The 12,062-nt window shown below is 67.8% G+C and carries 11 protein-coding genes and 2 tRNA genes; 4 read left to right on the forward strand and 9 right to left on the reverse strand.

The genetic code is table 11. The annotated features are described in order from the left end of the window. Window positions 1–153: 153 nt before the first annotated feature. Window positions 154–780, reverse strand: a complete 627-nt coding sequence (locus tag Q4G50_RS08285) for an ATP-dependent Clp protease proteolytic subunit (RefSeq protein WP_303377194.1) — start codon at window positions 778–780, stop codon at window positions 154–156. A 15-nt stretch (window positions 781–795) separates the two neighbouring features. Continuing rightward, window positions 796–1,395 (reverse strand): ATP-dependent Clp protease proteolytic subunit, encoded by a 600-nt coding sequence (locus tag Q4G50_RS08290; protein ID WP_303377183.1) that lies wholly within the window; start codon window positions 1,393–1,395, stop codon window positions 796–798. 169 nt (window positions 1,396–1,564) lie between these two features. Between Q4G50_RS08290 and Q4G50_RS08295 the strand changes: the two genes are divergently transcribed. Beyond that, window positions 1,565–2,512 (forward strand): zinc-binding dehydrogenase, encoded by a 948-nt coding sequence (locus Q4G50_RS08295; protein ID WP_303377184.1) that lies wholly within the window; start codon window positions 1,565–1,567, stop codon window positions 2,510–2,512. Between the two features lie 192 nt (window positions 2,513–2,704). Here the strand turns inward: Q4G50_RS08295 and tig are convergent, their stop codons facing one another. The 3 genes from tig to Q4G50_RS08310 all read right to left on the reverse strand — a co-directional run bounded on the left by tig (window position 2,705) and on the right by Q4G50_RS08310 (window position 4,371). Beyond that, window positions 2,705–4,060: a trigger factor gene (gene tig / locus Q4G50_RS08300; protein ID WP_303377185.1), complete on the reverse strand. Its 1,356-nt coding sequence runs from the start codon at window positions 4,058–4,060 to the stop codon at window positions 2,705–2,707. Between the two features lie 69 nt (window positions 4,061–4,129). Then, window positions 4,130–4,203 (reverse strand) — tRNA-Pro (locus Q4G50_RS08305). A 93-nt stretch (window positions 4,204–4,296) separates the two neighbouring features. Further along, window positions 4,297–4,371, reverse strand: a tRNA-Gly gene (locus Q4G50_RS08310). A 157-nt stretch (window positions 4,372–4,528) separates the two neighbouring features. On the opposite strand from Q4G50_RS08310, the gene Q4G50_RS08315 reads away from it, so the two are divergent. Beyond that, window positions 4,529–5,266, forward strand: a complete 738-nt coding sequence (locus Q4G50_RS08315) for a DUF1542 domain-containing protein (protein WP_303377195.1) — start codon at window positions 4,529–4,531, stop codon at window positions 5,264–5,266. Between the two features lie 105 nt (window positions 5,267–5,371). Here the strand turns inward: Q4G50_RS08315 and Q4G50_RS08320 are convergent, their stop codons facing one another. Genes Q4G50_RS08320 through Q4G50_RS08335 form a run of 4 tightly spaced genes read right to left on the reverse strand, consistent with a single transcriptional unit; the run spans window position 5,372 to window position 9,172 of the window. Next, the gene (locus tag Q4G50_RS08320) at window positions 5,372–6,199 is read right to left on the reverse strand and encodes a glycosyltransferase family 2 protein (RefSeq protein ID WP_303377186.1); all 828 of its coding nucleotides are present in this window, start codon (window positions 6,197–6,199) and stop codon (window positions 5,372–5,374) included. After that, window positions 6,196–7,140, reverse strand: a complete 945-nt coding sequence (locus Q4G50_RS08325; RefSeq protein ID WP_303377187.1) for a hypothetical protein — start codon at window positions 7,138–7,140, stop codon at window positions 6,196–6,198. Before Q4G50_RS08325 ends, Q4G50_RS08320 begins: the two co-directional genes overlap by 4 nt. After that, entirely contained in the window at window positions 7,137–8,195 is a 1,059-nt protein-coding gene (locus Q4G50_RS08330; protein ID WP_303377188.1) for a glycosyltransferase, read from the reverse strand. The genes Q4G50_RS08325 and Q4G50_RS08330 overlap by 4 nt, the downstream gene beginning before the upstream one ends. Further along, entirely contained in the window at window positions 8,192–9,172 is a 981-nt protein-coding gene (locus Q4G50_RS08335; RefSeq protein ID WP_303377189.1) for a glycosyltransferase family 1 protein, read from the reverse strand. Before Q4G50_RS08335 ends, Q4G50_RS08330 begins: the two co-directional genes overlap by 4 nt. A 113-nt stretch (window positions 9,173–9,285) precedes the next feature. On the opposite strand from Q4G50_RS08335, the gene Q4G50_RS08340 reads away from it, so the two are divergent. Beyond that, a complete protein-coding gene (locus tag Q4G50_RS08340) occupies window positions 9,286–10,206 on the forward strand; it encodes a WcbI family polysaccharide biosynthesis putative acetyltransferase (RefSeq protein ID WP_303377190.1) in 921 nt (306 codons plus the stop codon). Beyond that, on the forward strand, window positions 10,203–12,062 hold a 1,860-nt coding region (locus Q4G50_RS08345; protein WP_303377191.1), incomplete at its 3' end, for a glycosyltransferase. The genes Q4G50_RS08340 and Q4G50_RS08345, both read left to right, overlap by 4 nt.

The raw sequence follows: 12,062 nt of genomic DNA on the forward strand, positions 1-12,062 counted from the left end.
CGTACCGTGAAGCCCCCTCCCGTGACGATCGGGAGAGGGCTTCGCGGTACGATCTTCCGCTGGTGGGCGGGTGTGCAGATTAATAGAAATGTGCACTCGAGGGTGCGTCGATAAGCAATGAAAAAGGGGCCCCGCAGGGCCCCTCCACGACTTTTAAGCGTTGAGCTTGCGGTAGTCGAAGACCGTGTCGATGATGCCGTACTCGACAGACTCCTCGGCGGTGAGGATCTTGTCACGATCGGTGTCGAGGCGGATCTGTTCCTCCGACTTACCCGTGTGACGCGCCAGGGTGCTCTCCATGAGGCGACGCATGCGCTCGATCTCGGCGGCCTGGATCTCCAGGTCAGAGACCTGGCCCTGGGTACCCTGGGTGGCCGGCTGATGGATGAGCACGCGCGCGTTCGGCAGGGCGGCACGCTTGCCCGGGGCGCCGGCGGCCAGCAGCACGGCGGCGGCGGAGGCGGCCTGGCCGAGGCAGACGGTCTGCACGTCGGGGCGGACGTACTGCATGGTGTCGTAGATCGCCATGAGCGCGGTGAAGGAACCACCAGGGCTGTTGATGTACATGGTGATGTCGCGGTCCGGGTCGAGGCCCTCGAGCACGAGCAGCTGCGCCATGATGTCGTTGGCGGAGGTGTCATCGACCTGGGTGCCCAGGAAGATGATGCGCTCCTCGAAGAGCTTGGCGTACGGGTTGGTTTCCTTGGTGCCGTACGCGGACTGCTCGATGAAGGAGGGCAGGACGTAACGGGACTGGGGCATCTGGAAGTTGTTCATGATGTTTACTCTCATTCCCTAGTTGCTGATCGGGCCCTCAGCGTGGCTGATGACGTGGTCGACGAGCCCGTAGTCCTTGGCCTCCTGGGCAGTGAACCAGCGGTCACGGTCAGAATCCTTGGTGATCTGCTCGAAGGTCTGGCCGGTGTGCTCGGCGATGAGCTCGGCCATCTCGCGCTTGGTGGCAGCGAACTGCTCGGCCTGGATGGCGATGTCCGCCGCGGTGCCGCCGACACCGGCAGAAGGCTGGTGCATCATGATGCGGGCGTGCGGCAGGGCGAAACGCTTGCCCTTCGTGCCGCCGGAAAGCAGGAACTGCCCCATGGAGGCGGCCAGGCCCATGCCGTAGGTGGCGATGTCGCACGGGGAGTACTTCATCGTGTCGTAGATCGCCATACCGGCGGTGACGGAACCACCCGGGGAGTTGATGTACAGCGAGATATCGCGCGTGGGATCCTCCGCGGACAGCAGCAGGATCTGCGCGCAGATCTTGTTGGCGATCTCATCGTCGACCTGCTGGCCGAGGAAAATGATGCGCTCGCGCAGCAGGCGCTCGTACACCGAGTCGCCCAGGTTCATGCCCGCCCCCGGGGACGTCATCCGGATCTGATCAGTCATGTCAGTCTCACTCCTTAATAATCGTTGGATCCCAGGGTACTAGCGCTGTTCCCCGGATCGCGCTTCTGTTCGCTCACAGCGTCCCAACGCTTATCGACGCCCCCTCATTCCCGCTTTTCATTAACCTGGGACATGTCACCAATTATTGTCAAGATTTTAGGAGATTCCCATGCAGGCATGGCAGTTCACCAACACCAACGAGCCCCTGGTACTCAACGAGGTCCCCGAGCCGGTCGCCGGCGCAGGCGAGGTCGTCCTGGAGATGAAGGCCGCCGGCCTATGCCACTCCGACGTCGGCCTCATGGAGGATGAAGGCTGGTTATCGATGCTGGCCAAGCGCCCCATCACCATCGGCCACGAGAACGCCGGTGTGGTCGCCGAGATCGGTGAAGGCGTCACCGAGTTCCAGGTCGGCGACCGCGTCGGCGTGTGCCCCACCACCCCGGCTGGCGCCCCGGGATATTCCTTTGACGGCGGTTTCGCCCCGAAGATGGCGGTCGCCGCCGAGGCGCTCGTCCCCCTGCCGGATAACGTCGATTTCCTCCAAGGTGCCGCCGCCACCGACGCGGGCATGACCTCTTATGCCGCCGTGATCACCCAGGGTGGTGTCAAGGAAGGCGACACTGTGGGCATCATCGGACTCGGCGGGCTGGGCCAGATCGGAGCGGTCGTCGCTATGCTGGCCGGCGCCGACGTCTACGTCGCAGAGGTCAACGAGAAGGTCTGGCCGCTGGCCGAGGAGCTCGGCGCCAAGGGAGTGAAGAAGTCTCTCACCGAGTTCGAGGACGTCACCTTCGACGTCATCGTCGACTTCGCCGGCTTCGACACCACCACCGCCGAGGCCGTGGACATCATTCGTCGCGACGGCACCGTCGTGGTCGTCGGCATGGGCAAGCTGGAGTCGACGATTTCCACGAAGTCGCTCATCCTCAACCAGGCCCGGATCATCGGCTCCAACGGTGGCACCAAGGAAGACGTGGCCGGCGTCTATGAGTACATGTCCACCGGCAAGCTCAACCCCACCATCACCACCATCAGCTTCGACGAGATCCCCGCGGGCATCGAGAAGCTGAAGAACGGCGAGGTCGTCGGCCGCCTGGTCGCCAGCTACGAATAGCTCCCCTTCGGGGCTCGGGGTCATCCCCTCGCGATCGCTCCTTTTAGCCCCCCGTATGCTCGGGATCGCACTGACCCCTACTGCACGATCGCGAGCCCCGAGTGCAGCAGGCGGAGGCGGGGGCGGGCGGGGTGACAGCAGACGCGAACGAGCCCCCGACCAGGCTGGTCGGGGGCTCGTTGCGTGGGAGGATTAGTCCTCGGAAGCCTCGGCCTCAGCGGCCTCCGGCTCCTCGCCGAAGTACTCGGCCGGGTCGACGTCGTTGCCAGCGTCGTCCTTGACGGAGACGCGGCAGATGGCGGCGGCGAGAGCCTTGCCGCGGCGGACGTCAGAGAACAGGTTCGCGATCTGGCCGGACTGCTGCAGCTGGCCGACGAACTGGTTCGGGTCCATGCCGTAGGACTGTGCGGTGAACAGGATGTGGTCGGTGAGCTCCTGCTGGGAGACCTCCGGGTTCTCCTGCTCAGCGAGGGTGTCCAGGAACAGCTGGGTGCGCACGGCCTCCTCGGAGTCATCGCGGGCCTGGGCGTCGAACTCCTCGCGGGTCATGCCCTGGGACTTCAGCACCTCCTCGAGGGCCTTCTCGTCGTGTGCCATCTGGCCGAGCAGCTGGTGCAGCTGCTGGTGGACCTGCTCGTCGACGATGGACTCCGGGAGAGCGAAATCGGTCTTGGCCAGGGCGGCCTTGAGGACCTCGTCGCGGATGTTGGCGGCCTGCTGGGCCTTCTTGGATTCTTCGACCTGGGCCTTGGTGGCGTCGCGAAGCTCCTCGGCGGTGTCGAATTCGGAGGCGAGCTGGGCGAACTCGTCGTCGAACTCGGGAAGCTTGCGTTCCTTGGTCTGCTGGACGTGGACGGCCACGGTGGCCTCCTTGTCCTTGTGCTCGCCGGCGACGATCGTGGTGGTGAACTCGTTGTCCTCACCGGTCTTCATGCCGCGCAGAGCGGTGTCGAGGCCGTCGATGAGATCACCCTGGCCGATCTCGTAGGACAGACCCTCGGTGGTGGCCTCGTCGACGACCTCGCCGTCGACGGTGGCCTTGAGGTCGATGACGGCGAAATCGCCGGTCTTCAGCTTGCGCTTGGTGTCCTTGAGCTCACCGAAGCGGCCGCGCAGACGATCGATCTCCTCGTCGACAGCCGCGTCGTCGACCTCGACGGCCGGGACGGTGACGGACAGCTCAGAGAAGTCCGGGACCTCGAACTCGGGGCGGATGTCCACCTCGGCGGTGAACTCCACGAAGTCGTTGTCCTCGATCTTGGTGATGTCGACGCTCGGCTGGCCGATAGCGACGATCTCATTCTCCTCGACAGCCTTCTGGTACTGGGCCGGCAGCATGTCGTTGACAACCTGCTCGAGAATGGGGCCGCGGCCGTAACGGGCGTCGATAAGCTGGCGCGGTGCCTTGCCCTTACGGAAACCCGGAATGGACACCTGCTGTGCGATAGCCGAGTAGGCCTGGTCAATCTCAGTCTTGAGGTCCTCGAACGGGACGTTGACGGTGAGCTTGACGCGGGTGTCGCTCAGCTTCTCGACGGAACTCTTCACGAGTAACTCTCCTGGTTTCACGTTGAATGACAAATCACTTGGAACCCGGCCCGAAGGCCGGTCCCTACGTCGGGGCGACAGGATTTGAACCTGCGACCCCCTGCTCCCAAAGCAGGTGCGCTACCAAGCTGCGCCACGCCCCGTAGGTGTGCAGTGCAGTCTACCGGCAGCCCTTCAACGCCCGCCGCATGGGGTCGAAAAAAGGCCCCGCACTCGCCGTGCGGGGCCTTAAAACTTGGAGGGAATGACGGGAATCGAACCCGCGTCTTCAGCTTGGAAGGCTGAGGTATTAGCCACTATACGACATTCCCCTGCTGGTGCCCGACCAGTCTAACGCACCCCGACGGATTTGAGAAAACTGGAACTATGGGGCGTCGATAAGCGTTGAACAGATACACAGAAAACGAAAGGTGACACGTGGAACTTCTCCTCCTCCTGCTGCTCCTCGGTGGCGGCGCTGCCTGGTACATCAACCGCAACAAGAACCGCACGGCCGAAATTGAACAGACCAAGCTGGCCGACGCGCAGGCCGATGCTCGCCGCTGGATCGAACGCCTCGGCTCGCAGGTGCTCACCATCGCCGGCAACGACGCCGCCTCCACCCAGGCCATCGCCGACGCCTCCGAGCGCTACAACGCCGCTGCCTCCGCCATCTCCCAGGCGCAGACGGTCAAGCAGGCGGAACTGGCACGCGAATCCGCACTCGAGGGCCTGCACTACATGAACGCCGCCCGCGAGATCATGGGCATGACCCCCGGGCCGGAACTCCCGCCCCTGGAGGGCCAGCGCAACGCCGGCAAGGTCACCGAGCGCCGCACCATCGAGCACGAGGGCCAGACGCTGACCGCCTCCCCGGTGGCCACCGACGAGACCCCGAACTACTACCCTGGCGGCAACGTCGCGGGCCGCCCGGTCCCGGCCGGCTGGTACTCCCGCCCCTGGTGGGCCGACGCGATGGCCACCGGCATGTGGACCATGACGTCCATGATGATGTTCTCCATGATGTTCTCCGGCATGGCCGGCGTCGGCTACAGCGAGGATGCCTGGGCCGCCGGTTACGGCGAGGGCCTGGAGGACGGCATGGCCGGCGGTGACGCCGGCGACATGGGTGACATGGGCGGCGGCGAGGACATGGGTGGGGGTATGTTCGACGGCGGCGGCGATGGCGGCGGCCTGTTTGACGGCGGCTTCGACTTCGATTTCTAGGCTGGCTGCGCTGAGCCCGTAGCTAGACCCCCCTGCAGATGGGCATTTCTGCTGTACTTATGCACAGGGGAAATCGCCGAATGCAGGGGGGGGGATCCGGGGGCCCTACGCCAGCGTGTGCCGCGCCGAGACGCGCGCCTGGCGGGAGTTGACGGCCACCCAGCGTCCGTCGCGGAACTCCACGGCACCTTCGTCGGCGAATTTCTCCAGCCAGCCGAGCATGGGCCAAAAGCCCCAGATGTCGTGGAAGCGGGCGGCGTTGGAGAGGATGTCGTGGAAGTGTTCCCACGGCGGGTCGGAGACGGAGTGCCACTGGTGGTAGGCGTGGGCGCCGCCGACCCAGTAGAGGGGGAAGCCGTGGGCGCGGAGGTGTTGGCCGAAGTCGGTGTCCTCGGCGCCGTAGCCGGTGTAGCCCTTGTCGAAGCCGCCGAAGCTGCGGCGGATGCGGCGCCAGGTGTCGGAGGTCAGGGCGAAGGACAGGGACCAGAAGAGTTCGTAGCCGCGGGCGTCGGCCTGCTGGAGGGTCCCGGCGGGCGGGTTGGGGCGTGCGGCGTGAGGGGTGGGGTGGGTGGTGCGTAGTTCGCCGTCGCGCAGGTAGGTGACGGGCCCGGCGACGACGGCATCGGGGTGGGCGATGAGGGCGCGGCGGTAGGTGTCGATGAGTTCTTCGCTGGGCAGGCAGTCGGCGTCGAGGAAGATGATGGGGCCGTCGTAGTTCTTGGCGGCGAGGTCTCCGCCGAGGTTACGGGCGCCGGCGAGGGAGAATTCGCCGAGTGCGATGACCTCGGAGTCGGGCAGGGCGGCGGCCAGGGCCTCGGCATCGCCGAGTGCGATGACGAGGTGGCGGGTGCCGCGCGGCAGGCAGGCGGCTTGGCGGGCGACGTGCGCGAGTCGGCCTGCGTTGGCCAGGGTCACCACAGTCACAGAGTTCATTGATCTGCTACCTTCCGGATCACGTCAGCCGCGCGCTGGGCTGCACCGGCAGTCTGCCACCGTATCCATCGGCTGTCTATGGATTGAGCCTCAGAAAGTAATGCAGGCCACTCCTCCGGCTCGGGCCAGGTGTGCCGGGTGAGGGCGAGGTGGGCGTCGGCAAGCAGGTCGGCAGTGGCGTGTTGCTCGGCGAAGGGGCGCTGTTGCGGGAGGATGAGCGCTGGCGTGTCGGCCACGGCGATGTCGGCGATGGAGTTTTGTCCGCCCGCGGCGACGACCACGTTCGCGCCGGTCAGGTACGGCAGCGGGTCGGCCACGGCGGTGTCGCCGCCGAGGAAGCGGAAGCTGCGCTCCGGGCAGGCGGCTTGCACGGCGTCCCAGTGCCCAGCGCTCCAGTCGGTGCCGCCGCGGCCGCAGAGGACCACGACATCGCCGTCAATGTTCTCCCCCGGGCCCGAAAAACGCGAAATTCCGCCGACCTGTTGGACGCGCGCGCCGTGGGCGTGCAGGTGCGGGGGTAGCGGCACCCAGTTGGGCCAGGCGGCGATGATCGCGGCGGCCTGCCGGTAGCCGAGCTGGTGGGCGTGGTCATCACGCACGCCGGGCATGGCGAGGGTGATCACGGGCACGCCCATGAGGCGGACCAGCAGCGCCACCTCGACGGAGACGTCGACGTAGAACGCGCGCGGGCGGTGCTCGTCGATCCAGGCGGCGAGCTGCGCCATCCGACCCCGCAGCCCGGCATGCCCGGGTGGTGCGTAGTGCAGCGTGTCGTGGGCGGTGAGGTCGGTGCTTATCGACGCCCCCGCGTCGTCGATAAGCACCACATCCGCGGAAGGATCGGTGGACAGGAGCTGGGAGTCGCCGCCGAGGGCGGCCATGATGGTGCGGCAGCGGTGGACGTGCCCGCTGCCGTGGTGGTGGGCGTAGAAGCCGATCATCGGGCGGGTACCTCCGTGTACAGCGCGGCATAGCGGCGGGCCACCTGGTGCAGGCTGTGGTGGCGCACGACCCAGTCGCGGACCACACCGCGGTCGATCTCGGCGGCGACGTGGAGAGCGGCGGCCAGAGAATCTACGTCGTCCGGGGCGGCCAGTGCGGCGGGGGCGTGGTGGAGTTGTTCGGCGAGGCCGCCGCGTCGGAAAGCGGCGACGGGGGTGCCCGCGGCCATGGCCTCGAAGGCGACCAGGCCGAAGGGCTCCTCCCAGCGCGGGGTGACCAGGCAGACGCGGCAGTGGCCGACCAGGGACTGGAGTTCGGCGTGATCGAGTTCGCCGACCCAGGTGGCGGCGCGGCCGGTCATGCGGGGGACGATCTCGGTGGAGAAGTAGCGGTGATCGCCGATGCGCCCGGCGAAAAGCAGGGGGATCCCGGCGCGGCGGCAGGCGTCCATGGCCAGGTGGAGGCCCTTTTCCGGGACGATGCGCCCGAACCAGACGGCGGCCTCCCCGCCGGGGCCGGGTTGCCAGGAGGTGGTGTCCACGCCGTTGGGGATGACGGTGACCGGGCGCGGGAGGCGCCAGTCCGCGGCGGTGGCGGCGGAGACCGCGGCGAAGCGGCCCGCGCGGGGCCCGGCGGCGGCGATGGCGGCCTCCATCTCGGGCAGGGACGGGGTGTGCAGGGTGGTCAAAAGCGGCAGGTCATGGCCGAAAAGAACCGGGGTGAGGCTGTTGTTGTGGACCAGGTCGTAGTCGGCGCGTTCCAGGTGGCGGGCGAGGTGCCGAAAAGCAGCGTCCTCCACGGCGCGTGCCCCGGGCGGGTAGGCGGTGTCGCTGGCGGCGAGCAGGTCCCTGCCCCAGGAGATGCCGGGCAGCTCATGCTCGGTGACATGCCCGTGGGAGCCGGCGGAGGCATAGAGGTCGACGTGGTGGCCGAGTTCGCGGACGGCGGCGACCAGGGTGTGACAAAAGGCCTCGAGGCCACCGGCGTAGGGCTCGCGGATGGGGTGGCGGGCGGGTGCGATGAGCGCGATGCGCGCCCGGGTGGCCAGGGTCATCGCCCGCTCACCTCCCGGTACACCGCGCGGTGGGCGGCGCGGATCTGTTGCAGTTGCGCGGCACGGTCGCCGGTGTAGGGCAGCGGGCCTTGTTCGTGGAGGTGGATGAGCGCGCGGGCGGCGTCGAGGGGGTCGCCGGTGGCGTACTTTGCGACGCCCCGTTCATCATCCGCCTGCCCCGCGTACATGCCGCAGTCCGGCACGGCGACGACCGCGCCGAGGTCGCGGCACATCTCCAGCCAACCGGAGTGGGTGCCGCGGGTATAGGGCAGGAGCACGGTGGCGCATTGTCCGACCGCGGCGTGGAGGGTGGCATCCGACATGGGGGCGTGCAGGCGCAGGTCAATGAGGCCGCTGGACTGTTCCGCGCCCAGCGCGCGGACCAGGTGGGCGGTGCGGGCGTCCTCGTGGAGGTGGAGGCGCAGGGGTTGGCCGGTGGCGCGGTGCACGCTGCGCGCCAGGATGCGGTAGAAGACCGGGTCGGTGATGACGTTGGCGCGCAGGGACTTCAGGAACACCCCGATGGCGTCCCCGGTGGCGGTGGCGCGGGGCGGATCGGCGACCACGCGCGGGTGCCCGATGACGTGGGTGCCGGCGGGGAGGTGGGCGGCGGCGTCGGAAGTGAGGGTGATGAGGGCGGCGGCGGCGTCGATAAGCAGGCGCAGCTTGGCGTGGTGCTCACGCTGGTCCGTGAAATGCGGATTGTCCAGGTCGTGGACGGTGAGCACGAGCGGGACGCCGCGGCGGTCCAGCGCCCGGATGAGCGCGCGGGTGTCGTTGACGCTGAGGTGGTCGAAGCCGAAGTGCAGGTGGACGAGGTCGGGCAGGTCGCGGGTGGTGATCCACCAGTGGGCGTCGAGCGCCGGGTGCGGCCACCAGTTGCCGTCAATGTCCGGGTCGGGCCGGAAGGACACATCCGCAGGCTTAATTGCCTGCGTGTAGACGTGCCCGGCCGGGATGGACAGGACATCGCACATTTGTCACCTCAATTTCATTAACGCCGACTAATATCGGAACCCCCGGTCATCATATGTGGATTTTTTTATTTTGGCCGGAAAGTGTGACCATAAACATGCATGGAAGTTAATAGATGAGCGCCACGCCCACCCCACCCGACCTCCCCCGCCGCCGCCACTACGGCGACTTTTACCAGCTCAACCCCACTCCCCGCTCGCCACACCTGCCCTTTGTCATGGTGATGGGCAACTGCCAGGCCGAATCCCTGCGCATCCTCCTCGCCAGTTCCGGCGCCGTGGACTCCTTCCGCATTCCCCCGGTCCACGAATTCACCGCCGAAGATATCGCACTGCTGCGCCCCGTCCTGGCCCGCGCCGATGTGTTGATCACCCAACCCATCCGCGATAACTACCGTGACCTGCCGCTGGGCACCTCACAGCTGGCCGCACTTCTTCCCGCCGCGGCGCGCCAGATCCTGTATCCCGTCTTGCGATGGGACGGGCTCATGCCCTTCCACGCGATTATCCGCGACCCGGACGATCCCTCCCGCAACCCACCCGTGGTTCCCTACCATGACCTGCGCCTGGTGGCCGCCGCGGCCCGGGGGCTCAACAGGCCCGCGCAACCGGTGGACCCTGACTTCCGCGCGGCGGCCGCCGCCTCCATTGCCCACCTGCGCGCCCGCGAGCAGTACCACGACACCGTCCGAGTCTCCGAGCACCTTCAGACCTACCCCGTGTGGCACACCATCAACCACCCCTCCAACGAGACACTCGCCTTCATGGCGCAAAGAGTCCTCGACGAAATCACCCCGGGCAGCGTCCATCCACCCACCGACCGGGAGATGCTCGGCGGGCTGCAGGCCCCGATCGATACGGCTGCGGCGCAGGCCTTGGGCGTCGACATCACAGGGCGCGATGAGTGGAGCGCCGCCGGCGTCCCCATCGCGGGCATCGCACAGGCGCAGCTGGCCTTCTACCGCGAGAATCCCCAGGTGGTGGAGGCGGGTCTGCACCGCCACGCCGAGCGCCTGAATATCCTGGGACTGGCATGATCACCCACCTCATCGTCGGCCCAGCAGGCCACGGCGTCACCGAATACGCCCGCAGCCTGGCCACCCACTCGCCTGGTTCCCTCCTGGTGGAGGTCGGGCCCCTCCCCCCGGGTCCGGTCCACGTCACCTTCACCGACCACCTCTTCGGACCTTCCCCGGAAGCGGCGGTGGATGCGGTCCTGGCCCGCTGCGCCGGGCATCCACTCAGTGTCAGCCTGCACGATATTCCGCAGCGGGCGGAGGGGTGGGAGCGCTACGCCCGGCGCGCCCCGGCCTATCATCGGCTGGCGGATGCCGCGGACCTGGTGGTGCTCAACTCCCGGCACGAGGCGGCGTTCTTCGGCTCTGAGCTGCCGGTAGTTCCCTTGCCAGTGCCGATGATCGATTCGCCCTATGATCCGGAAGCAGCAACGGTGGGGATCCTCGGCTTCATCTACCCCGGCAAGGGACACGACGATCTGCTGCGCGCCGTCGCCGGCATCGGACTGCGCGTGCGGGCCCTGGGATCGGTCAGTTCCGGACACGAGGACTGGGCCGCGCAGCTGCAGACTTTGGCCGCTGAGCTGGACGTCGACTTCGAGATCACCGGCTGGCTCAGCGATGCCGAACTCGCCACCGAGATGGGCCGCATCGCCATCCCCGTATGCGCCCACCGCCACTACTCGGCTTCCGGATCGCTCATGGCCTGGCTCGGGGCGGGCCGAAAAGTACTGGTCAGCGACTCGCCCTATACCCAGGAGATGGCGCAGACCTGGGCGGGCATCGAGATCGTCGACGATTGGCCCACCGCCCTGGCCGCTTTCCAGCCCACCAAGCCCACGCCCGTGGACAGCTGGGACTGGCCGGATGTCGCCGCCGCCTGGCAAGAGCACTGGCGCCGCCTGTGGCCCACGGTGTCGGTAGTCATCCCCTACTACGACAATCCGACGGGCCTGGCGGAGGTGCTCGGGGGCGTCGATAAGCAGGATTACCCGGGGGACATCGAAGTCATCGTCGCCGACGACGGCTCCCCCACCCCGCCCGCGGTCGACGCAATCATCGTGCGCCAGGACGATCAGGGCTTCCGCGCCGCTGCCGCCCGCAACCTCGGCGCGGCGCGCGCCACCGGGCAGGTCCTCGCCTTCCTCGACGGCGACACCGTCCCCACCCCCGGCTACCTCACGGCCGTGGTCCCGCATGTGCTTGCCGACGCCCGCGTGGTCGTCGTCGGCACCCGACTCACCGGCCCGGACCAGCGCGAACCCGAATGGCTCGCTGAGGCCTGGGAACGCACCGGCCACCTCCAGCGCGCCGACGACACCTCCTGGCGCTTCGTCATCTCCGCCGCCTTGAGCTGCAGCGCATCCTTCTTCCGGGAGATCGGCGGCTTCGACGCCAGCCTCATCGGCTACGGCGGGGAGGACTGGGAGTTCGGCCACCGCGCCTGGCAGGCCGGGGCACGGTTGGTCCACGAACCCCGGGCGATCACCACCCACGAGGAGCCCGACTGGGGTGCCCGCGGCGCCGACCTCGCCGAGAAGAACGCCGAAACCGCCGCACTGGCCCACCGCATCACCCACCCCATCGCCCGGCCCGTGGGCGTCATCTTCGACACCGCCGACATCGAGGTCCACGTCCCCGGCTGGGCCGATCCCGGCGTGACCGAGACCGTCATCATCGGGTGGCTGCGCGCCGGGGACGTCCACGTCATCACCGCCCCCATCCCGGAACTTTTCCGCGCCGACCCCCGCGTACGCACCAAGGCCCAGGGCGCGCGCAGCACCATCTACCTCGACGCTCCCGCCATCCCCACCGGGCCCGTCGCCGACCTGCCACCCGGCCCGCAGTACCACGGTGAGCGGGTGGTGGCGCGGGTG

The sequence above is a fragment of the Corynebacterium sp. genome (assembly GCF_030538285.1).
Lineage (GTDB): Bacteria > Actinomycetota > Actinomycetes > Mycobacteriales > Mycobacteriaceae > Corynebacterium.